This is a genomic window from Pseudomonas sp. JL3 (genome assembly GCF_031570575.1).
Taxonomy (GTDB): domain Bacteria; phylum Pseudomonadota; class Gammaproteobacteria; order Pseudomonadales; family Pseudomonadaceae; genus Aquipseudomonas; species Aquipseudomonas cucumis.
On the sequence record NZ_JAKWJK010000004.1, the window covers coordinates 1 to 22,191 of the forward strand.

20 protein-coding genes are annotated in these 22,191 nt (G+C 60.0%); 9 read left to right on the forward strand and 11 right to left on the reverse strand.

All coding sequences use genetic code 11. The annotated features are described in order from the left end of the window. Nucleotides 1-72: 72 nt before the first annotated feature. Entirely contained in the window at nucleotides 73-615 is a 543-nt protein-coding gene (orn, locus tag MMG91_RS09295) for an oligoribonuclease (RefSeq protein WP_310659412.1), read from the reverse strand. A 107-nt stretch (nucleotides 616-722) separates the two neighbouring features. Here orn and rsgA point away from each other — a divergent pair, with 107 nt between their 5' ends. The 4 genes from rsgA to MMG91_RS09315 all read left to right on the forward strand — a co-directional run bounded on the left by rsgA (nucleotide 723) and on the right by MMG91_RS09315 (nucleotide 3,822). After that, nucleotides 723-1,754 (forward strand): small ribosomal subunit biogenesis GTPase RsgA, encoded by a 1,032-nt coding sequence (gene rsgA / locus MMG91_RS09300; protein ID WP_123358691.1) that lies wholly within the window; start codon nucleotides 723-725, stop codon nucleotides 1,752-1,754. A 213-nt stretch (nucleotides 1,755-1,967) separates the two neighbouring features. Beyond that, entirely contained in the window at nucleotides 1,968-2,375 is a 408-nt protein-coding gene (locus MMG91_RS09305; RefSeq protein ID WP_310659413.1) for a TIR domain-containing protein, read from the forward strand. A gap of 2 nt (nucleotides 2,376-2,377) precedes the next feature. Beyond that, on the forward strand, nucleotides 2,378-3,337 hold the full coding sequence (locus MMG91_RS09310) for a caspase family protein (RefSeq protein ID WP_305447958.1): 960 nt from the start codon (nucleotides 2,378-2,380) through the stop codon (nucleotides 3,335-3,337). Beyond that, on the forward strand, nucleotides 3,337-3,822 hold the full coding sequence (locus MMG91_RS09315; RefSeq protein ID WP_305447957.1) for a toll/interleukin-1 receptor domain-containing protein: 486 nt from the start codon (nucleotides 3,337-3,339) through the stop codon (nucleotides 3,820-3,822). Before MMG91_RS09310 ends, MMG91_RS09315 begins: the two co-directional genes overlap by 1 nt. A gap of 42 nt (nucleotides 3,823-3,864) precedes the next feature. Here the strand turns inward: MMG91_RS09315 and motB are convergent, their stop codons facing one another. Together motB and motA are read right to left on the reverse strand one after the other, a co-directional pair. Continuing rightward, nucleotides 3,865-4,893 carry a flagellar motor protein MotB gene (gene motB / locus MMG91_RS09320; RefSeq protein ID WP_310659414.1) on the reverse strand — a complete coding sequence of 343 codons (1,029 nt, stop codon included), beginning with the start codon at nucleotides 4,891-4,893 and terminating at the stop codon, nucleotides 3,865-3,867. A 3-nt stretch (nucleotides 4,894-4,896) separates the two neighbouring features. Further along, on the reverse strand, nucleotides 4,897-5,748 hold the full coding sequence (gene motA / locus MMG91_RS09325; RefSeq protein WP_008009851.1) for a flagellar motor stator protein MotA: 852 nt from the start codon (nucleotides 5,746-5,748) through the stop codon (nucleotides 4,897-4,899). 166 nt (nucleotides 5,749-5,914) lie between these two features. Between motA and MMG91_RS09330 the strand changes: the two genes are divergently transcribed. The 3 genes from MMG91_RS09330 to asd all read left to right on the forward strand — a co-directional run bounded on the left by MMG91_RS09330 (nucleotide 5,915) and on the right by asd (nucleotide 9,239). Then, complete coding sequence (locus MMG91_RS09330; protein WP_310659415.1) at nucleotides 5,915-7,447, forward strand: HDOD domain-containing protein; 1,533 nt, start codon at nucleotides 5,915-5,917, stop codon at nucleotides 7,445-7,447. Between the two features lie 97 nt (nucleotides 7,448-7,544). Beyond that, nucleotides 7,545-8,360, forward strand: a complete 816-nt coding sequence (gene rhdA, locus MMG91_RS09335) for a thiosulfate sulfurtransferase (RefSeq protein WP_305504221.1) — start codon at nucleotides 7,545-7,547, stop codon at nucleotides 8,358-8,360. Between the two features lie 18 nt (nucleotides 8,361-8,378). Then, nucleotides 8,379-9,239: an archaetidylserine decarboxylase gene (asd, locus tag MMG91_RS09340; protein ID WP_310659416.1), complete on the forward strand. Its 861-nt coding sequence runs from the start codon at nucleotides 8,379-8,381 to the stop codon at nucleotides 9,237-9,239. Between the two features lie 56 nt (nucleotides 9,240-9,295). On the opposite strand, the gene MMG91_RS09345 is transcribed toward asd, so the two are convergent. Continuing rightward, nucleotides 9,296-9,697: a lectin OAA gene (locus MMG91_RS09345; protein WP_310659417.1), complete on the reverse strand. Its 402-nt coding sequence runs from the start codon at nucleotides 9,695-9,697 to the stop codon at nucleotides 9,296-9,298. Between the two features lie 196 nt (nucleotides 9,698-9,893). Here MMG91_RS09345 and MMG91_RS09350 point away from each other — a divergent pair, with 196 nt between their 5' ends. Continuing rightward, nucleotides 9,894-11,684, forward strand: coding sequence for a molecular chaperone (locus MMG91_RS09350; protein WP_310659418.1), 1,791 nt, complete (start codon nucleotides 9,894-9,896; stop codon nucleotides 11,682-11,684). A 117-nt stretch (nucleotides 11,685-11,801) separates the two neighbouring features. Here MMG91_RS09350 and serB read toward each other — a convergent pair whose 3' ends face one another. Further along, entirely contained in the window at nucleotides 11,802-13,016 is a 1,215-nt protein-coding gene (gene serB / locus MMG91_RS09355; protein ID WP_052965968.1) for a phosphoserine phosphatase SerB, read from the reverse strand. Nucleotides 13,017-13,150: 134 nt separating this feature from the next. Between serB and MMG91_RS09360 the strand changes: the two genes are divergently transcribed. After that, nucleotides 13,151-14,686: an AhpA/YtjB family protein gene (locus MMG91_RS09360; RefSeq protein ID WP_305504219.1), complete on the forward strand. Its 1,536-nt coding sequence runs from the start codon at nucleotides 13,151-13,153 to the stop codon at nucleotides 14,684-14,686. Nucleotides 14,687-14,932: 246 nt separating this feature from the next. Here the strand turns inward: MMG91_RS09360 and MMG91_RS09365 are convergent, their stop codons facing one another. The 6 genes from MMG91_RS09365 to MMG91_RS09390 all read right to left on the reverse strand — a co-directional run bounded on the left by MMG91_RS09365 (nucleotide 14,933) and on the right by MMG91_RS09390 (nucleotide 22,173). Continuing rightward, complete coding sequence (locus MMG91_RS09365; protein WP_310659419.1) at nucleotides 14,933-15,646, reverse strand: ABC-type transport auxiliary lipoprotein family protein; 714 nt, start codon at nucleotides 15,644-15,646, stop codon at nucleotides 14,933-14,935. A 176-nt stretch (nucleotides 15,647-15,822) separates the two neighbouring features. Next, nucleotides 15,823-18,090, reverse strand: a complete 2,268-nt coding sequence (parC, locus tag MMG91_RS09370) for a DNA topoisomerase IV subunit A (RefSeq protein ID WP_008074670.1) — start codon at nucleotides 18,088-18,090, stop codon at nucleotides 15,823-15,825. 7 nt (nucleotides 18,091-18,097) lie between these two features. Then, nucleotides 18,098-18,622, reverse strand: coding sequence for a TIGR02281 family clan AA aspartic protease (locus MMG91_RS09375; protein WP_305447950.1), 525 nt, complete (start codon nucleotides 18,620-18,622; stop codon nucleotides 18,098-18,100). Beyond that, complete coding sequence (locus tag MMG91_RS09380; protein ID WP_310659420.1) at nucleotides 18,619-19,608, reverse strand: esterase-like activity of phytase family protein; 990 nt, start codon at nucleotides 19,606-19,608, stop codon at nucleotides 18,619-18,621. Before MMG91_RS09380 ends, MMG91_RS09375 begins: the two co-directional genes overlap by 4 nt. Beyond that, nucleotides 19,608-21,512, reverse strand: a complete 1,905-nt coding sequence (parE, locus tag MMG91_RS09385) for a DNA topoisomerase IV subunit B (RefSeq protein ID WP_305447948.1) — start codon at nucleotides 21,510-21,512, stop codon at nucleotides 19,608-19,610. The genes MMG91_RS09380 and parE overlap by 1 nt, the downstream gene beginning before the upstream one ends. A gap of 52 nt (nucleotides 21,513-21,564) precedes the next feature. Continuing rightward, a complete protein-coding gene (locus tag MMG91_RS09390) occupies nucleotides 21,565-22,173 on the reverse strand; it encodes a YqiA/YcfP family alpha/beta fold hydrolase (RefSeq protein ID WP_310659421.1) in 609 nt (202 codons plus the stop codon). Nucleotides 22,174-22,191: the final 18 nt, after the last annotated feature.

Here is a 22,191-nt window from a genome sequence, read left to right on the forward strand (position 1 = left end):
ACCCCCAGTCTAATTCCTGCGCAAGACACAAGCGGGCTTGCCCGCGATGAGGCCAGTGCAGGCCCCGCTGAATCAGAACTTGATGAAATTCTTGCGGTAGTGCTGCAGTTCGGCGATCGATTCGCGGATGTCGTCCAGGGCCAGGTGGGTGCTGCCCTTTTTGAAGCTGTCGCGTACGTCCGGTGCCCAGCGCGCGGCCAGTTCTTTTAGGGTCGACACGTCGAGGTTGCGGTAGTGGAAGTAGCTTTCCAGGGATTTCATGTGGGTATAAAGGAAGCGACGGTCCTGGCAGATGCTGTTGCCACAGATCGGCGACTTGCCCTTCGGCACCCATTTTTCCAGGAAGGCGATGGTCTGGGCTTCGGCTTCAGCCATGCTGATACGGCTGTCGCGTACCCGTTGGGTCAGCCCGGAGCCGCCGTGCTGACGGGTATTCCACTCATCCATGCCGGCGAGGATCTCGTCGCTGTGATGGATGGCGATCACCGGACCTTCGGCCAAGGTGTTCAAATTACTGTCGGTGACGATAGTGGCCATCTCGATGATGACGTCGGTATCAGGGTTCAGACCGGTCATTTCCAGGTCGATCCAGATCAGGTTCAGCGGGTTTTGCATGAGTCGGCTCCTCGGCGTAGGTGCGCAGTTTAGCCTAGGCCGGTGTCCGGGCGTGCTAAACTCGCGGCCGTTTTACCTAATCGCTGCATTCTCGATACGGAACACCCATGGCCAAACGCCAACTCAATCGTCGTCAAAACTGGCGCATCGAAAAGATTCAGGGCGAGCGCGCTGCCCGCGCCGCCAAACGCGAGTCCTCGGCTGTCGAGGCACTCGAAGGCGGCGACCTGGGTCCGGAACAGACAGGCCTGGTGATCGCGCACTTCGGTGTGCAGGTCGAAGTCGAGGCCCTCGATGGCGAATTGGCCGGCCAGGTATTCCGCTGCCACTTGCGCGCCAACCTGCCGGCGCTGGTGACCGGCGATCAGGTCGTGTGGCGTGCCGGCAACCAGGGCATCGGCGTGATCGTGGCGCAGCTGCCGCGCAAGACCGAGCTCTGCCGTCCCGACAGCCGTGGCCAGCTCAAGCCGGTGGCGGCCAACGTCGACTTGATCGTTATCGTCTTCGCGCCGCTGCCCGAGCCTCACGCCAACCTGATCGACCGTTATCTGGTCGCCGCGGAACACGCGGGTATTCGGCCGTTACTGCTGCTTAACAAATTCGACCTGATCGACGAGCAGAACGCCCCGGCGCTAAATGCCTTGCTGGCGGTTTACCGCACGCTGGGCTACCCGGTGCTGGAAGTGTCGGCGCACCACGGCGACGGCATGGAACAACTGCAGAAGCAGCTGGACGGGCACATCAGCGTATTCGTCGGCCAGTCTGGTGTCGGCAAGTCGTCGCTGGTCAACAGCCTGCTGCCGGAAGTCGACACCCGCGTCGGCCCGCTGTCCGAGCTGTCGGGCCAGGGCACCCACACCACCACCACCGCGCGGCTGTTCCACTTCCCCGGTGGTGGTGAGTTGATCGACTCCCCGGGTATCCGCGAATTCGGCCTGGGTCACGTGAGCCGTGCCGATGTCGAAGCTGGTTTCATTGAATTCAACGACCTGATCGGCACCTGTCGCTTCCGCGACTGCAAGCACGACCGCGAACCAGGTTGCGCCCTGCTCAAGGCCCTGGAAGAGGGCCGCGTGCAGCAACAGCGGATGAACAGCTATCGCTCGATCATCGCCAGCTTGCCTGAAAGCAGCTATTAAACAGACGTGCCAGCCGCCCCGACATTGATGGGGCGGCTGGTCGCTTGTATCAGCCTACAAAACAACCCACCGTTTTAAACGTCAGACATTTCTGTAGGGCATTCGCACGCCTGCTTGAAGGGCATTTCTCTTTAACCGTGAAGGCCTTGTTTCAGCCATTCAACTGCATACATTCAAGCCCTCTTCGCACATTGGCGATACCGAGGGACATTCATGCAAACCTTTCATTTGTTCATCAGCCATTCGTGGAATTACTCCGATGCTCACGACAAATTGGTGAAACTGCTCACTGCGCACCCGGATTTCTCATTCAAGAATTTTTCGGTACCACCCCACAACCCGATTATCGGTGCGCAAACCGATAAGGAACTCATCGAAGCCATCGAAAACAAAATACGCCCTTGTTCGGCGGTGCTGATCATGGCGGGCATGTATTCCACGTACAGCAAATGGATCAACAAGGAAATCGAGATCGCCAAGCGCATGGGCAAGGTGATTATCGCGATCAAACCCTTCGGCGCCGAACGGATCTCCAACGTTGTGCGCGAAGCCGCACACGTCGAATGCGCGTGGAACACCAACAGCATTGTCAGTGCGATTCGCCTGCATACGGCGGTGTGATCATGCGCAAGGGACTGTTTATCGGCATCAATGATTACACCCACGTTTCACGCTTGAGTGGTTGCAGCAATGACGCCATGGCCATGGCGTCCGTGTTGAAAACCGACGCCAACGGCGATCCGAACTTCAAGAACATCGTGCTGACCTCTGCCGAGGATTACCTGAGCCGGGCAAAACTCGAAGACCAGATCCGCGAATTGTTTTCCGGCGACTGCAATGTCGCGCTGTTGTACTTCGCCGGGCATGGCGGCTTTGACGCCGGTACCGACGAAGGCATGCTGATCCCGCAGGACTACAAAAACGCCAAGGACGGAATTCGTATCAGCGACATCCTCAACTGGGCGACCAAAGCCACCAAGATCAAAAACAAAGTGATCATTCTCGATTGTTGCCAGAGCGGCTCGGCTGGCGAGGTTCGTGCCTTGCGCAGCGAAAGCAGCGTGGTTGGCGAGGGCATGACGATTCTGACCGCCTGCAAAAAGGAAGAGCCGGCCATGGAGGGTGCGCAACACGGCGTATTCACCGGGTTATTGCTCCAGGCCCTGCACGGCGGCGCGGCGAACATCCTCGGCAAGATCACCCCCGGCAGCCTCTATTCGTTTGTCGACAACGCCCTCGACGCCTGGGAGCAGCGGCCGGTGTTCAAGACCAACGTGTCGCAGTTCATTTCCCTGCGCGAAGTGTCGCCACTGATCCCCAAGGAAATCCTGCGCAAACTGCCCGACTGGTTCGGCGAAGCAGAATCCGTGTTCCCCCTCGACCCCAGCTACGAGCCCACGGAAGCGACGTTCGACCCGGAGCACGGCGAAGTCTTCTCCCAACTGCAAAAGTGCAACCGCCACAGCCTGATCGAACCGGTAGACGCCGAACACATGTACTACGCCGCCCTCCATTCCACCGGTTGCCGCCTCACCGCCCTCGGCGCCTATTACCGCGAACTCGCGATCAAGGGACATTTCTGATGCCTGTGTTTATCAGCTACCGCCATAGCGATCGGCCTCTAGCCATCGCCATCAACACCCGCCTGAAGCAGGCAAACATCAAAACTTATCTGGATGTGCTGGATCCGGAGTCCCAGACAACCGACGACATCACTGGAGTGATCACCCGCAACATCACAGAATGCACGCACTTGCTGGCAGTCGTTTCTGAGAGGACCGCACATTCATGGTGGGTGCCGTTCGAAATCGGTGAAGCGACCATCAGCAACCGACGGATTTGTTCATTCAAGACCGGCCCGGCGGAACTGCCACTGTACCTCGATAAATGGCCAAAGCTCAGCACCGACAAGGATATGGAGTTTTTCATTGATGCCTATCGTGAAGAAGTGGCGACCAAGCGCTCCATGACGCTGGGTTCGATCAATGAATCTCTTTATGGCACCTACAAGCGCAATGCCGAACTGTTCCACGACCAGCTCAAGCACCGCATCCGACGCGGTTTCTGACAGGCGCAAAAAAGCCGCGATCATTCGCGGCTTCTTCGTCTCTCACTGCTTGGGCGGTTCTGCCGGCTTCGGCGCAGGATCATCAAACAGATTCAACCGCTCACGAAGCTCATGGGCGGGCAGCGGCTCCTTATCCGCCGGCAAGGCATTCGGATCGGCTGGCGGCGCGGGCACTTCGCCCGGCCCGCCCTGCCCTTGCGTCGGCGCTGGTGCAGGTTCGGCACCTTGCGAACCTTCGATGGCACGCTGGGCTTTCTTGGTCAGCACGACGATGTCGATCCGGCGGTTGACCGGGTTGAACGGGTTCTCCCGGTCGAACAGCGCCGACGAGGCGTAGCCCACAACTCGCGCCACCTGCGAGTCCGGATAGCTGCCGGCGACCAACGCACGGCGAGCCGCGTTGGCGCGGTTGGCCGAGAGTTCCCAGTTGCCGAAATCGCCGGTGCCCGAGTATGGCTTGGCATCGGTGTGACCGCTGATGCTGATCTTGTTCGGCACCGCTTTGATGGTGTCGGCCATGGCCAGCAGGATGTCTTCGAAATACGGCTTCAGACGCGCACTGCCGGAGTCGAACATCGGGCGGTTTTCGGCGTCCACGATCTGGATACGCAAACCGTCCTGGGTGATCTCGAAGAGGATCTGGTCCTTGAATTTCTGTAGCTGCGGGTTTTCTTCGACCTTGTTCTGCAACTCTTGCAGCAGCAATTCCAGACGCTCCTTCTCGACCTGCTCGGCCATGCCTTCGACCTGTTCGGAGTCGATGGTCACCTTGTCCGGCTGAGGCTGGGATTTCACCTCGGGGTTGAGGGTGTTCTCCGGCGCCAGGGTCGGCGAGCCGCCCAGATCGATGATGTACGGCGTGCCGCTTTCGGAAAATCCGACCGGGTCCTTGAAGTAACCGGCGATGGCGATCTTCTGTTCCGGTGTTGCCGTGGACAACAGCCACAACACCAGGAAGAACGCCATCATCGCCGTCGCGAAGTCCGCGAAGGCGATTTTCCAGGAGCCGCCGTGATGCCCGCCCGCGTACTTTTTGACGCGCTTGATGATTATCGGCTGGTTATTTTCCATGACTTAGCGACCGCGAACCGCTTGTTCCAACTCAGCGAAGCTAGGACGGTGCGCCGGGTACAGAACCTTGCGACCGAATTCCACTGCCAGCGATGGCGGCATGCCGGAAGCCGAAGCCACCAGCGAGGCCTTGATGGCTTCGTAGACGTTCAGTTCTTCCTTGGCGTCGTGGCCCAGGGCGTGTGCCAGCGGGCCAAAGAAACCGTAGGCCGCGAGAATACCGAAGAAGGTACCTACCAGAGCCGCACCCACGTGCAAGCCGATCATTTTCTGGTCGCTTTCACCCAGGGATGCCATGGTCACCACGATACCCAATACCGCCGCGACGATACCGAAACCCGGCATGGCATCGGCAATGCCGTTGACGGCGTGGGAGGGATGGTCCAGGTCTTCCTTGAGGCTGGTCAGCTCCATGTCGAACAAGCCTTCAAGCTCATGGGGAGCCATGTTGCCGGAGGACATGATGCGCAGGTAATCGCAGATGTACGCGGTCATGCGGTCATCTTTCAGGACTGCCGGGTATTTGGCGAAGATCGGGCTCGCAGCGGCATCTTCAATGTCGCCTTCGATGGCCATCATGCCTTCGCGACGGCTCTTGTTGAGGATCTCGTAAATCAGCCCCAGCACTTCCAGGTAGAAGGTGTGGTTGAAACGCGAACTGAACATGCCCAAGGACTTCTTGAGCACGTGCATCGTCATATGACCGGGGTTGGCCTGCAGGAATGCACCAAGGGCCGCGCCACCGATAATCATCACCTCGAAAGGCTGGATGAGGGCGGCAATCTTGCCGTGGGAAAGCACGTATCCGCCGAGCACGCTCGCGAATACGACGATGATGCCGATAATTTTAGCCATAGGTAGGAGAGCACTTACTGAGTCGGGTTCAAGGTCATATTCGGAAGTTAAAAAATCTCTTCTTCTACTTATCGGCAAAACTGCGCCAGACTATAGCCAGTTCAGGCGAAAAGCTAATTTGACCCCCTCCGGGCATAGGTAAAGCAGACGATGATCGCGTCCAGACATGGCTAACGAAACGAACGTCCCAATGCCAAAACCGACCACGCTCGAAGGCTGGGTCAAGCTTCTCGATGGTGTGCGCCTACCGGTTCCGCAAGCCAGTCACGACCGGGTCTGCAAAGCCATCCGCGATAACCGCAGCTCGCTGCGCGACATTGCCGAATTGATGCAGGACAGCCCGGCCCTGGCCTTGAGCGTGATTCGCGAAGCCAATCGCCACACCCATGGCAGCATGGCCACGCCGGCTGAAAACCTTGAGGTGGCGATCAATCGCCTCGGTTTGAAACGCACCGAAGAATTACTCGAGCGCTTGCCCGCCGAACCCCAATCGCAGATCCCCGTCGCCCTGCGCCAGCTTCAACTGATCAGCCAGCACGCCACTCAACAGGCCAACGGTTTTTTTGCCAGCCGCCTGGCGCGGTTGTGGCAGGACATCCACTGGGGCAGCCTGCTGTTTCTTTCGCCACTGTGGCCCATGGCGTTGACCCATCCGCAGTTGCTTGAAGAATGGGAACTGCGGGTCATCCATAAAGGTGAGTCGGCGCGCAAAGTCGAAAAGCAATTGTTCGGCGTGCGTCTGCTGGAAATCTGTCTGGCACTGGTGGATGTCTGGCATTTGCCGATCTGGGTCCAGCAGGGTTATCGACTGCTGCGGAGCGAACAACGCGAACTGGTGAAAGTCCTGCGCATCGCTCGCGACAGCGATCACCCGCTGCGCCAACAGAACCGCCTCGATGACGATCCGACGCTGCGACGCTGGCTCAATCAGCCCGCCAATACCGTGCTGCTGGCCAATGGTCTGGCGTTGTCAGCACAACAGGCCTGGGACAGTCCCCACTGTGAACGCTGGCAATACCTCACCAGCCTTTACCTGCAAATGCCGATGGATGAGGTGCAGCAACAATTGCACCAGCAAGCCGCCAACAGCGCCCGCCAACATGCCATGCCGGACCTCTGGCACCCGGCCGAATCGCTGATCTGGCCGTGGGGCATGAACCGCGTTCACGCCGGTTTGCTACCGGCCCCGGCGCCCACTGCCGAAGAACTGGCGAAGTGGCGCAAGCAATGTGCCGAATTGCTGGTGGAGCCGAGCCGTTTTACCAATGCCATGCACTTGACCACATCGGCTCGAGACGCCTTGGTGGCGTGTGGCATGCGGCGGGTGATGATCCTGATGGCCGACCGCACGCATGCCAATCTGCGCGTGCACCAGACTGCCGGGTTGCCCAAAGAAGTGGCCGGCCTGAACCTGGTGGTCAGCCAAAGCATCGTGCTGCAACGCCTGCTCGCGCAACAGGCCCAGGTGCGCCTGACGCCGGCCAACAACGCACAATTCTCGGCCCTGTTGCCGGCCAGCCTGCGCTCACAGTTCGGTGGTGAACACCTGCTGCTGCGCTCACTGGTCAACAACGGTCGGGTGATCATGATCGTGGTGGCGGATCAGGGCGGCGGGCCGTTCTCGGAAATCACCGTGCAAGCGTTCGGCAAAACCGCGCAGTGCATCGAAAAAGCCCTGCACAGCTTTAGCCACCGCTAGGGCCTGTTTCCAGTTACTTCCTGTGCCGAAATAACTGATAACAGGCCCTCATGACGCTGCGCTACAATCCTCCCCCTTTGTGCTCTGGAGACCTCACATGTCTGACTTCTCTGGCTTGGCGTTGGTGATCGAGCCGAGCGACCTGCTCCCGCGTCTCGACTCCCGCGAACTGATTCTGGTGGACCTGACCAGCAGCGCCCGCTATGCCGCAGGGCATATCCCCGGGGCACGCTTTGTCGATCCAAAACGCACTCAACTGGGTCAGGCGCCTGCGCCAGGCCTGCTGCCAACCCAAGCCGCGCTTGAAGCATTGTTCGGCGAACTGGGACACAACCCCGATGCGGTCTACGTCGTCTATGACGACGAAGGCGGTGGTTGGGCCGGGCGCTTTATCTGGCTGCTGGATGTCATCGGCCACACCAAATACCACTACCTCGACGGCGGCCTGCCGGCCTGGCTGGCAGAAGGCTCGCCCATGTCGATCCAGATCCCGGCCCCAGTCGGTGGCCCGGTTGCGTTGACCCTGCACGATGAACCCACCGCCACCCGCGAGTACCTGCAAAGCCGCCTCGGAGCCGCTGACCTGGCGATCTGGGATGCACGCGGGCCGCTGGAGTACTCCGGCGAGAAAGTGCTGGCGGCCAAGGGCGGGCACATTCCCGGCGCGGTCAATTTCGAATGGACCGCCGGCATGGATCAGGCGCGCAACCTGCGCATCCGCACCGATATGCCGAAAATCCTGGAACAACTTGGCATTACCAAAGACAAAGAAGTCATTACTCACTGCCAGACTCACCATCGTTCTGGCTTCACGTATCTAGTAGCCAAGTCGCTCGGTTATCCACGAGTCAAAGGCTACGCCGGCTCTTGGGGCGAATGGGGCAACCACCCCGACACGCCCGTAGAAATCTAAGGTTTTTAAGGACAGTTAATGAATAAGCGTTTGTTTATCCTCAGCCAATACCTGCTGCCCCACCACTTGCTCTCGCGACTGGCGGGCTGCATTGCCGAATGCCGCGTGCGCTGGTTCAAGAACGCCTTGACCGCCTGGTTCGCCAAGCGTTATCAAGTGGACATGTCCCAGGCGCTGGTCGAAGACCTGACGGCTTACGAGCACTTCAATGCATTCTTCACTCGTGCCTTGAAAGACGGCGCTCGCCCGCTGGACCAAACCCCAGGCGCGATCCTCAGCCCGGCCGACGGTGCCGTCAGCCAGCTCGGCCCGATCGAACACGGTCGCGTTTTCCAGGCCAAGGGCCACAGCTTCAGCGTGCTGGAACTGCTGGGTGGTGACGCAGCCAACGCAGCGCCATTCATGGGCGGTGATTTCGCCACCATTTACCTGTCGCCCAAGGATTACCACCGCGTGCACATGCCGCTGGCCGGCACCCTGCGCGAGATGGTCTACATCCCCGGCCGCATCTTCTCGGTCAACCAGACCACCGCTGAAAATGTACCGGAACTGTTCGCGCGCAACGAGCGTGTAGCGTGCATTTTCGACACCGAACGTGGCCCGATGGCCGTGGTTCTGGTGGGCGCGATGATTGTGGCGTCGATCGAAACGGTCTGGGCCGGGTTGATCACGCCGCCAAAACGCGAGCTGAAAACCTTCCGTTACGATGAAGCCGCCCGTGCGCCGATCCATCTGGAGAAAGGCGCGGAACTGGGTCGCTTCAAACTCGGCTCCACGGCTGTCGTGCTGTTCGGGCCGGATCAAGTGAAATGGGCTGAAGGGCTGGGCGCCCTTTCGCCAGTGCAAATGGGCCAGGGCATCGGCTTGCCAACAGTCTGACCCCCTGATCCGACCCCACGAACGTCTTCGCGGGGTCGGACATTTCGGTGGTGCCGTTACTCCATCTGTCCACGGAAGCCGATCGGCCCTTCGTCGGCGTAGGTATTGGTGCCACTGAGGTTTTTCCCTCCATCGCTGGAGGTCACGCTCAACGCCACAACGTTCTGATTATCCCGACCTCCGATGACCCATTTGCCACCCGGATGCCACGGGGCATCGTTGCCGCCCCACTGATTTTCAACGTTGTACTGGTTCTGGCCCGTGCGCTGAGCCCTGAAGCCAATGGGACCTTCACCCGCATACGTCATGGTGCCGGTGAAACTCTTCCCGCCATCGCCCGATTTGATCTCGATTGCGACAACGTTCTGGTTGTCCCGCGCGCCTAGCGTCCAGTCTCCGCCCGGATGCCAGGGTGCCGAACTACCGCCCCATTGATTTGCCACTACATATCTAGACATAAACTTCATCTCCTTGAAGTTACAAAGAGACCTGCCCTGCGTAGGCAGCAGGCCATACGACTATGTATCCGGTCGCACGAGTGTCAGATTAGTAGCACACCCGGTTGGCACTCGACTGACAGACAAACGGTAAAATCCATAGCTGCTACAGTCAGATCATTCACTGCCCATTTAACGGTTGGAGTTTGTCCTCGGCATGAATGAGACCAGTCCCCACCTCCTGCTACGCGCGCCCATCCCGACGCAGTTGCGTCTGTCGTTCTGTGAAACCACCCCACGCGATCTAAAGCGCTGGATCGCCAACCTGCCCAAAGCCAACATCGGCGAAACCGCTCGCCAGTTGTATCAAGGCTTGAGCGAACTCAACCAATTGCTCACACCCAGCGACAATCGTCTGCAATTACTCGAACTGCTGCGGCCCGAGGTGTATTACGTCTGCAAGCATCTGGAGCGGCATTTCCTCCATCAGGCGATTGTGCTCGACGAGCGCTCGCGCAAGATCGCCAACCTTTGCCAGGCGCTGCAGAGCCACTTGGCGATCGGCTACAAGCAAATCGTCATCCCCACCGCACCGCGCTTCAGCAAGGACCGTGCGCCGCTGCTGACCCAGGCTTTGCAACGGGCAATCCATTGCCTGAACGGCGCGCTGATCCGCGCCACTGAGCTCTATTGCCCGGTGCCCGAAGGTCTGTGGCTGGAACTGCATCAGCTGTATCGGATCGGCTGTCAGTTCCAACTGCAACAGTTGAGCGTGCGCGATGAACTGGCCAGCCAGACACAAAGCCTGAGCATCGAGCAAACCTACGTGGTCGCCCTCCTGCTGGGTGCCTCACGCTGCAATCAACTGCGCCAGAACCAGATCGCCCGGCTCGCCGATGTGCTCGAACCCTGGAGCCAGTGGATCAAGCTGCAACCGGCCAAACCGGACAACGGGCTGTTTGCCATCGCCCCGGATCTCGACACCGGGCCGCGTTACCGCTCCAAATTCCTCGCCGAACAACAGGAAGGCTTACTGGGGATCGACCCGCAACCTCTGGTCGCGGCCATCGAAACCCATCTGCAACAGTCGGCCGACAAGGTATCGCCGCTGCCTGTTCCGGCGGGGCTGAATCTGGATACGTTGCAACACCTGCATGCCGCCTGGGGTCAGGCCGCCGAGCGCAGTTTCCAGCGCACCGTCGGCCACGGCACGTTGACCCTGTGCGTGGGCATGAGCGCATTGCACTTTTATCTCGGCGGGCAACGCTCGTTCAACGACATCCTGAAAAAACCCGGCGCCCGCCCCGCACAGTTCTCGGCCACCGACCCGACAGGTCGCGCCAAAGACCAATGGAAACATGCCTTCGACGCCGCCCCCCATGGCACGGCAGACACGCTGCTGCCCTACGAAGAGATCGAATACCCGCACCTTCAGAACGATGACAGCCACGAGGCATCCGACCGACAGCAGCATTTCCCGACCTATGTGCTGCCGGTGATCAATCACAGCCCTGGCGGTTATTGCCTGGCCTGGCCCGGCGCGGTGCCCGCCGAGCTACAGGCTGGCGAAATGGTCGGTATCGAAGATATTGCCGGTCAAGGCTGGAGCATTGCAGTGGTGCGCTGGATCCGCCAGGTGCGGGGCGGCGGCACGCAGATGGGTATCGAGCAAGTCGCCCCTTGCGCCGAACCCTGCGGCCTGCAACTGATGCGCTCCCACGACGAGCACAGCCAGTACTTGCGCGGGCTGTTGTTGCCCGCCATCAGCGCCATCGACCTGCCGGCCACCTTGCTCACTCCGCGCCTGCCGTTCCAGGAAGGCAATAAGGTGTTGATCAATACCAACGGCGAGGAACGCCGGGCCGGGCTGGAGCGTCGGGTGGCGAGCACCAACAGTTTCAATCAGTTTGCCTATCGTTCGCTTGAGACCCCCAGAAACGAAAACGCCGCGGGGAGCGGCGTGGTCGGGATAGCGGAAGAATTTGATTCGTTGTGGAAGTCACTGTGAAAGTGAATCCACGAAACCGCGGCGCGCCCAATCGCGGGCAAGCCCGCTCCCACAGGGTCTGCGCTGTCCTTGTGGGAGCGGGCTTGCCCGCGAAGAGGCCCTGTCAATCAATACAAATCAGAGCTGCCCGTCGCGATCCCGGAAGCCCAGCAAATACAACACGCCATCCAGCCCAAGGGTGGAAATCGCCTGCTTCGCCGATTGCTTGACCAGCGGCTTGGCACGGAACGCCACACCCAGACCGGCAATCGCCAGCATAGGCAAATCGTTGGCACCGTCACCGACGGCAATCGTCTGCTCCAGACGCAAACCTTCCTTATGCGCCAGCTCACGCAGCAGATCCGCCTTGCGCTGTGCATCGACAATCGGCTCGACCGCCACACCAGTGACCTTCCCGTCGACTACAGCCAGTTCGTTGGCGAACACGTAGTCGATGCCCAGCTTGGCCTGCAATTGCTTGGCGAAGTAAGTGAAACCGCCTGACAGAATCGCCGTCTTGTAGCCCAGACGCTTGAGTTCGGCGAACAAGGTTTCGGCGCCTTCGGTCAAGCGCAGGGAGGCGCCGATGGAGTCCAGCACGCTGACGTCCAGACCTTGCAACAAGGCCAGGCGCTCCTTGAAGCTGGCGCGAAAATCCAGCTCACCGGCCATCGCCCGCTCGGTAATCGCAGACACCTGGTCGCCCACACCGGCGGCCTTGGCCAGTTCGTCGATGACTTCGGCTTCGATCAGTGTCGAGTCCATGTCGAACACCGCCAGACGGCGGTTACGGCGGAACAGCGAATCTTCCTGGAAGGCGATGTCGACGTTCAACTCTTGAGCAACGCTGAGGAATTCGGCTCGCAGCGCTTGCGGATCCGCCGCCTCGCCGCGCACGGAAAACTCGATGCAACCCTTGCCCTTGTCGGCCGGGGTGTCGAGCGGCATGCGCCCGGACAGGCGATCGATATGATCGATGTTCAGCCCATATTTGGCGGTGATCGAACTCACGCGCTGCAATTGCTCGGCGGTCACTTTGCGGGTCAGCAGGGTGACGATGTGGCGTTTCTTGCCCTGGTTGCCGACCCATAGCTGGTAATCCTCTTCGGACACCGGCGTGAAACGTACCTGCTGCTCAAGCTCATAGCCTTTGAACAGGATGTCTTTGAGCACCGAATTACCTTGTTCGGTATCGGGAATTTCAACCAGGATGCCGAACGACAGAGTGTCGTGGATCACCGCCTGACCGATGTCGAGAATGTTCACACCACCCTGGGCCAGTACGCCGGTAATGGCCGCAGTCAGACCCGGACGGTCGACTCCCGTGATGTTTATCAGGACGATTTCGCGCAAGGCGCACCCCCGCAGGTGGAAAAAAACCGCATTCTACCCATTTTCAGTGACCATCGGGCACCGCGAGCGCTTTGACGGTCTAGGGCCTGTCGCTATACTGCGCGTCAACTTCACGGACAAAGAGCCGAGCTCAAGTGAACCGGCCCACGCCAGTAAAAACCGATAACTTCTTTCTGCTGATCTTCCGGGCACTGCGTCATCGCCGTGTACCGATCGCATTGCGCATTGCCAGCCATAACGTGATCCTGGTCGCTCTGGCCCTGGTGATCTATGCCTGCGTGATGGGTTTGCAGTTCAAGCAAGCCATGCACGAGCAGGCGGATGCCCTGGGCGAAAGCCTGACCACCCAGACCGCGACCTCGGCCACGGAACTGTTGGTGTCCAATGACATCCTCAGCCTGAACGTGCTGCTCAACAACCTGACCAAGAACAAACTGGTGGCCCACGCCGCCATCTACAGCGTGGATAACCGCATCCTCGCCGAAGCCGGTCAGCGTCCCAAGCATAGCCTGCTGGGCGAAGCCGAAGGCATGTACCAGAGCAAGATCACCTTCCAGGACGTGACCGCCGGGCAACTGCGCATCAGCCTGGACATGGACCAGTTCCAGCAGCCGATGACCATCAGCTTGCAAAGCATGGGCATTCTGAGTGCGATTCTGCTGGCGTTGTCCCTGGCGTTGAGCCTGCGCCTGGGGCGCAATATCTCCACGCCGCTGATGCAACTGCGGGTGTGGCTGCGCAATATCGACGAATACACCCCGGCCACCGAGCGCCAGGATGAAGTCGGCGACCTCGCTCGTCAGCTGCACGCCAATTTTGCGCCAGAACCGGCCGAGCCAGAACCTGCGCCGGAGCCTGAATACGACGACAGCGATTACGAAGACGCCGACGATAACGAACCGACCTTCGAAGTGCGCAACCTGCGCGATCCAGGTTTCGACGAAACCAAGCCTGTCGCCGGCCTCAAGCCTGCGCCGCGGCGCACTGTCAGTACCGTCGAAGATGATGAGGACGACGAAGATCCGTTTGCCGATCTGCGTGACGACTCGACAGCCAGCGCACCGAAACCAGTCGTAAAGCCGCAGGTATCGAATCTGCCGCAGCACAGCGCAGTATTGGCCGTGCAACTGGGCGCGCAAGATCAGTTGCGTCGCCTGCCCCGCGCACGCCTGGAAGAGCTGCTCAAACGCTATCGCGATTGCCTCGATCAGGCCGCGTCGCTTTACCAGAGCGAACTGCACACCCTGAACGATGGCAGCACGCTGATGCTGTTCCACACCGAAGACAGCGGCGATGACTATCTGACCAACGCCATCTGCTGCGGTGAGTTGCTGCGCGCCTTGGGTCATCAGTTGCAGATCGAAGTCGCCGACAGCGGCATCACCCTGCAATTGCAGCTAGGCCTGACGCTGGGTGACGAGTTGTTCGGTTTGAGTCAGATCGACTTGCTGCTAACTGAAACCGCTCAAGATGCCCTGGCCCTGTCGCAACACAGCCGCAACCTGCTGCTGGTGGAGCGCAAGATCAGTGATGACGCGCTGATTCGCCAGCGTGCGCGGATCCGCCCGATCGCCAGCCCAGAGGGTGCGTGCTGTGTAGAGCGCTTGATGGAGCCTTATCCATCGATGCTGGAACGGCAACTGGCGCGGATGCACGAACGCCGGGCGTAAACCCCAGTCCCCGTTATAAAGAAGCCCGCAGATGAGTGATCGTCTGCGGGCTGATCATTCCCATGCTCCGCATGGGAATGCCTCCAGGGACGCTCCGCGTTCCAGCCCCACCTCATTACCCAGAACCTGGCACCGATGTGACGCAGAGCGTCACGGGCTGCGTTCCTACGCAGAGCGGAACGATCAGTACGCGCCACAAACAACAAAGCCCGCACAAGGCGGGCTTTGCTTTGGATCAATCCAGGCTCAGAACCTGAACACTTCCATGTCCGTACGAATCGGCGAAGCCATCGGGATCTTCTGTTGTTTCTCTGGCTCTGCTGCCGGTGCCACAGGTTTGGCAGCTGGTTTGCGAGGTGCTTCGGCGATCGGCGGCTGGTTGGCCAGTGGCTTGAGCGCTGTCGACAGTTGCTCGGCCAGACGCTGCAGCAACACACCCTGAGCCTGAACCTGAGCCGCCGTGCCGCCGGAGTGCTGCTCTTGCAGATGAATGATGCGGTTATCGCGCACCTGACCACGACGATCGATCAGACGCCATTGCGCATCAAGAATCGCCGGCTGTGACTTCCCCGAGTCCAGACGCGTGATCGTCAGCAGAACCTGAACATCCGGCGTGAAGCCTAATGTCGCCGGTGCCAGGACAACGCGCTGGCTGTCCAGATGGCCGGCGACCTGACGCAGCAACAGCTGATCGATGTCCGACGACAGGCTACCCGCCCAACGACCATCAACCGAAGCTTGCAGGCTGCCATCGGGCTGACGCTGCAACAAAGTTTCGCGTTGCAGGTAGTCAGCAACCGTTACCGGGCCCAGCAATACCGCCATGCCCGCGCTTTGCGCAGGCTGAGCCGGACTTCCGCTGTCCAGTTGATACAGCGACACCGGTTGGTGAACGCTGCAACCCGCCAGGCCAAGTACGCCGGCGAGCATCAAAATAAAAGGAAGGCGCAGAGCAGTCATCGTCCCATCCAGGTGGCTGCCACAAGGCTAACCACAGTGAAAATACTCAAAAAATATGAAGAACACTCGGCTACGCCGGCGCTTGAAAGGCCATATCATCCGTGAATATGCGTTCCGACTCCAGCGGCAAAGCGTCGATCTACGCTTTAAATCGTAGATCGAGCGCTCTAGGACGCTTAATTGAGGTTTTCGACGAACAGCGCATCCACCCTCTGAAAGCCACGTGGCAGTTTGTTACCACGACGCCCGCGCTCACCTTTGTAGTGTTCGAGGTCGTCCGCCTTCAGTGACAAGGTACGTTTTCCCGCCTGTAGCACCAAGGTGGCACCCTCCGGCAAAACGGCAATGTCCGTGACATATTCTTCGCGACTGGCAACACGTTCACCGGAAATCCCGATGATCTTATTCCCTTTACCTTTACCTAATTGTGGCAGATCGCTGATTTTGAAGATCAGCAGGCGACCTTCGGTGGTCACCGAGGCCAGCCAGTTGTGCTCACGATCGGCCACCGGGCGCGGCAGAATCACTTTGGCGTTGTTCGGCAAACTCAACAGGGCCTTGCCCGCCTTGTTCTTGGCTTGCAGGTCTTCACCCTTGACCACGAAACCGTAACCGGCGTCAGACGCGATCACGTACAGAGAATCGTCTTCAGGCATCAGCACGCATTCGAAACTCGCCCCTGGCGGCGGCGTCAGGCGGCCGGTCAGTGGTTCGCCCTGGCCACGGGCCGATGGCAGCGTGTGTGCAGCCACCGAATAGCTGCGACCAGTGGAGTCGATAAACACCGCAAACTGGTTGGAGCGACCCGGCGCCAACGCCTTGAAACCATCCCCGGCCTTGTAGGAAAGCCCGGTAGCGTCGATCTCGTGGCCCTTGGCGGAACGAACCCAGCCTTTTTCCGACAGCACGACCGTCACTTTCTCGTTCGGCAGCAGATCGTGTTCGGTCAGGGCCTTGGCCTCGGCGCGCTCGACGATTGGCGAGCGACGGTCGTCGCCGTAGGTTTCAGCGTCCTTGATCAGCTCGGTGCGTACCAGTTTTTTCAGCTTGGCTTCGCTGCCCAGCAGGGCTTGCAGCTTGGCCTGCTCCTTGAGCAGTTCATCCTGCTCGGCACGCAGCTTCATTTCTTCCAGTCGCGCCAACTGACGCAAACGGGTGTCGAGAATGTAGTCGGCCTGGATTTCGCTCAGGGCAAAACGCTCGATCAGTGCGGCTTTCGGGTGCTCCTCGGTGCGGATGATGTGAATCACTTCATCCAGATTGAGGTAAGCGATCAACAAACCGTCCAACAGGTGCAAGCGACGCTCGACCTTGTCCAGGCGGAATTGCAGACGACGACGCACGGTCTGAACCCGGAACTCCAGCCACTCGACCAGCAATGCCCGCAGGTTTTTCAGCTGCGGCTTGCCGTCCAGACCGATGATGTTGATGTTGACCCGGTAGCTCGACTCCAGCTCTGTGCTGGCGAACAGGTGTTGCATCAGCGCATCGTGGTCAAAGTTTTTGCGTGCACCTGGAATAATTACGATCCGGCACGGGTTCTCGTGGTCGGATTCGTCGCGCAGGTCAGCGATCTGCGGGGCTTTGGACGGTTTGGCCTGCATCATCGCGGCGATCTGTTCCAGCACCTTGGCACCGGACACCTGATGCGGCAGAGCGGTGACGATGATGTCGCCGTCTTCAATGTGGTACACGGCGCGCATGCGCACCGAGCCCTTGCCGGTTTCGTAGATTTTCAGCAGATCGGCGCGCGGCGTGATGATTTCCGCTTCGGTCGGGTAATCCGGGCCCTGGATGTGCTCGCAGAGCTGCTCGACCGTGGCTTTCGGCTCGTCCAACAAGCGCACGCAAGCGGTCGCGACTTCGCGCAGGTTATGCGGCGGTACGTCGGTGGCCATGCCCACGGCGATACCGGTGGTGCCGTTGAGCAGGATGTTCGGCAAACGGGCCGGCAACACCAAAGGCTCTTCCAGCGTGCCGTCGAAGTTCGGGCCCCAGTCCGCGGTGCCCTGCCCCAGCTCGCTGAGCAAAACTTCGGAATAACGCGACAGCCGCGCTTCGGTGTACCGCATGGCGGCGAAGGACTTCGGATCGTCCGGCGCACCCCAGTTACCCTGGCCGTCGACCAGCGTGTAGCGGTAGCTGAATGGTTGGGCCATCAGGACCATGGCTTCGTAGCACGCCGAGTCGCCGTGCGGGTGGAACTTACCGAGCACGTCACCGACGGTACGCGCCGATTTCTTGTGCTTGGAGTCGGCGTCCAGCCCCAACTCGCTCATCGCGTAGATGATGCGCCGCTGTACCGGTTTCAGGCCGTCGCCGATATGCGGCAAGGCACGGTCCATGATCACGTACATGGAGTAGTTGAGGTAGGCATTTTCGGTGAAGTCAGCCAGTGACCGGCGTTCTACACCGTCCAGGCTGAGATCAAGGGAGTCGCTCATGCGGGCCTCATCGGTTCGTTGTCTGGCGCAGCAGCATGGTGCCACCGCGCTGGGTAAATTCAAGTTTGTTCAGCGCGCTCATACCGAGCAGCACCTGATTGCCGTGCAAACCGGGAGCCACCAGCGCGCGAACGTCACGCAGCACGATGTCGCCCAATTGCAGCCGGTCGAGGCGAGTTCGATAGCCCTCGCTCAAGCCATTGGCCGTGCTCAGGGTCACCCCGAAGCCTTTTTCCAGTTTCAGCCGTTCGGCCACTTCGGCCGGGATCGCCACATCGGTTGCGCCGGTGTCGAGCATGAAATCCACCGGTTGGCCGTTGATCTGGCCAGTGGCGATAAAATGCCCCTGGCTGTTGCTGATCAGCTTCACTTCGATAAAACCTTCGCCCTGCTCGGAGCTGACGACGGTGTTGGGATTGTGCTGACGCGCCTCCCACGACGCGAAAAACCGCGTTGCCAGAAACAGCGCGGCACACCAGGCCAACACCATCAACACCCGACCGGCGCGTTTGCCTGGCGGTTGCTGACTCATGACTTGGCACTCCAGCCACCTTCAGGCGCGGCAAAGCGCCAGACAATCGGGCGTTTCTCGCCATCGACGCGCGCACCATTATTGTTGTCGATACCGATCCAGGCACCGTCGGCGTCCACGATCAACGCTTCCGCCAGCCCAAAGGGCTGTGGATAACGACGGTTTTCCTGCAGGGCCTCGACGGCAAACGACCAGCAGCGCTCGACCTTGGCCGTCATCGCATCGCGACGGCAAACCTGAAAGGCATTGCGCTCAAGGGTAAACAATTTGCCGTCAAACAATGACAGATCGGCAAAATCCCGGGAGCGCGCTCTGGCCTTGGGAAATTGTGCTGGCTGCATCTCCACCCCCGCCTCACTCAGCAGCACACAACTACCCTTGCAGTCCCAGACCGTTTGCTGGCGCTTGATCAGCAGCAAACCGCGGCGCTCACGTTCGGCGGCCAGCCACAGCGTGTCACCGGCTGGATTGATCGCCAAACCTTCGAACAACGAATTGAAGTGCAGCAACATACCGCTGGCCCGTGCTTCGCGTACCAGCATCGGCGAGATTTTCAGCCAGGACGCCGGCCCGATTGGCGGAACTTGCAGCACAGCGGCGTGCGCTTCGCTGACGATGTAACGATTGCCAGCGCTGTCACAGGTGATACCTTCGAAATCCAGGTTCCCACCCCGCACGAACGACGCCGCCCAGGTCCGCGAACGCAAACCCCAGGGCAAACCGCTGTCGGGCACCAGGGGTACGTCGATGCGCACGGTTTCGGCTTGCCAGGTCGTGTTGCGGGTGTCGAGGCGATAGATTTGATCATCGTCACGATCCGAGACGGTCCACAGATCCTTGCCGCACTGGGCCAGCCCCGACAGATTGCCGCCGCGCATGCCTTCGACGGCATGCTCGGATAACAGGCGCAGCTCGGGGGCAGGCTCCGCCGACACCGTTACCGAGGTCAGCAGCAACGCACACGCCAGGGCCCAGCCAAATCGCATCAGCCCAGAACCTCGGCCAGGTTGCCCTTGGACTCCAGCCAGGACTTGCGATCGCCGGCGCGTTTTTTCGCCAGCAGCATGTCCATCATTTCCGAGGTCGCGTCGAAATCTTCCAGCGTCAACTGCACCAGACGCCGAGTGTTCGGGTCCATGGTGGTTTCGCGCAGTTGCGGCGGGTTCATTTCACCCAGACCTTTGAATCGCGTGACCTGTGGTTTGCCGCGTTTCTTCTCGGCCACCAGACGATCGAGAATGCCATCGCGCTCGGCCTCGTCCAGGGCATAGTAAATTTCTTTACCCAGATCGATACGGTACAGCGGCGGCATGGCGACGTAGACGTGACCGGCATCCACCAGCGGACGGAAATGCTGGACGAACAAAGCGCAGAGCAACGTGGCGATGTGCAGACCGTCGGAGTCGGCGTCGGCGAGGATGCAGATCTTGCCGTAACGCAGCTGGGCGATGTCCGCCGAGCCCGGATCCACACCGATGGCCACGGCGATGTTGTGCACTTCCTGACTGGCCAGCACTTCGCTGCCGTCGACTTCCCAGGTGTTCAGAATCTTGCCGCGCAACGGCAGGATCGCCTGAAATTCCTTGTCCCGCGCCTGTTTGGCCGAACCGCCGGCGGAATCACCTTCCACCAGGAACAGCTCGGAACGCATCGGGTCCTGCCCAGCGCAGTCGGCGAGTTTGCCCGGCAACGCCGGCCCTTGGGTAATGCGTTTACGCTCGACCTTTTTGCTGGCCTTCAGTCGACGGCCGGCGTTGTTGATCGCCAGTTCCGCCAGCAGCATGCCGGTCTCAGGGTGAGCGTTGAGCCACAAGCTGAAAGCGTCCTTGACCACACCGGAAACGAAAGCAGCCGCTTCACGGGATGACAGGCGTTCCTTGGTCTGACCGGAGAATTGCGGTTCCTGCATCTTCATCGACAGGACGAACGCGATGCGTTCCCAGACGTCTTCCGGCGCCAGCTTCACACCGCGCGGCAACAGGCTGCGGAACTCACAGAACTCGCGCATCGCATCGAGCAAACCCTGACGCAGACCGTTGACGTGCGTACCGCCCTGGGCGGTCGGGATCAGGTTGACGTAGCTTTCCTGGACGCTGTCGCCGCCCTCGGGCAACCACAGCAGCGCCCAATCGACCGCTTCTTTATTGCCAGCCAGGCTGCCGCAGAATGGCTCGTTCGGCAGGCGTTCGAATTCGCTGACCGCGTCCACCAAGTAGGAGCGCAGACCGTCTTCGTAATGCCATTCGACTTTCTCGCCGGTGGCCTTGTCTTCAAAACTGACCAGCAGCCCCGGGCACAGAACGGCCTTGGCCTTGAGCACATGCTTGAGGCGACTGATGGAGAATTTCGGCGAATCGAAATACTTCGGGTCCGGCGCGAAAAACACGCTGGTGCCGGTGTTGCGCTTGCCGACGGTACCGATCACTTCCAGGTCGGTTTTCTTGTAACCGTCAGCGAAAGTCATCTGGTATTCGTTGCCGTCGCGTTTTACACGCACCCGGACTTCGGTCGACAAGGCGTTGACCACAGAAATACCCACCCCGTGCAAACCGCCGGAGAACTGGTAGTTCTTGTTGGAAAACTTGCCGCCAGCATGAAGCTTGGTGAGGATCAGCTCGACACCCGACACACCCTCTTCCGGGTGAATGTCCACTGGCATGCCACGGCCGTCATCGCTGACTTCCAGGGAGTGATCGGCGTGCAGGATGACCTGCACCGACGTTGCATGGCCGGCCAAGGCTTCGTCGACGCTGTTGTCGATGACTTCCTGGGCGAGGTGGTTCGGCCGACTGGTGTCGGTGTACATGCCGGGGCGTTTGCGCACCGGGTCGAGGCCCGAGAGGACTTCGATGGCGTCTGCGTTATAAGAGCTAGCGCTGGGAGTGGCCATGGGGTCTCGTCGTCCGCCTGTAAAAAGTGTTCTGTGAAAAAGAGGCGACAGATCACAGTGCAGTGAAGTCAATCGCCTGATACAAATCTGCGCCGATGCCGGCAAAACTCAGCATTGCCGGCAATTGCTCGGCAAAACCCTGGAAACTATGGTCGCCGCCCGCCTGAATGCGCAAGGCACAGGCCCGGTAATACTGCTGGGCGAGGCGATAATCCAGCGTTTCATCGCCGGTCTGCAACCACACTTGAAACCGCTGCGGATCCTGGGGCGCCGGCACTTCCAGCTCGGCCAGGGCCGTCACATGGTCGTGGGTCAATTCCCAAGTCTCATCGGTATACAGATTTTTCTGCGTCCCCAGGAACCCGTCGAACATCCGGTGCGGGCTGACCGCAGGATTGATCAACAGGGCTTTCAAGCCATGGTGCTCGGCCAAGTGAGTCGCATAGTAGCCGCCGAGTGAGCTGCCGACCAGCAGTGGCCGCCCCAGCTCGGCAATCGCCTGCTCCAGCTGACCGATAGCCTCGCGAGGATGGTGATGCAAGGCCGGCACACGCAGCTGATCGCTCAAGCCCAGCCGTTCCATCACATTAATCAACTGACAGGCCTTTTTCGACGCCGGCGCGCTGTTGAAACCGTGGATATAAAGGATCGAACCGGACATTTGAGCTCCCTGTGCGTC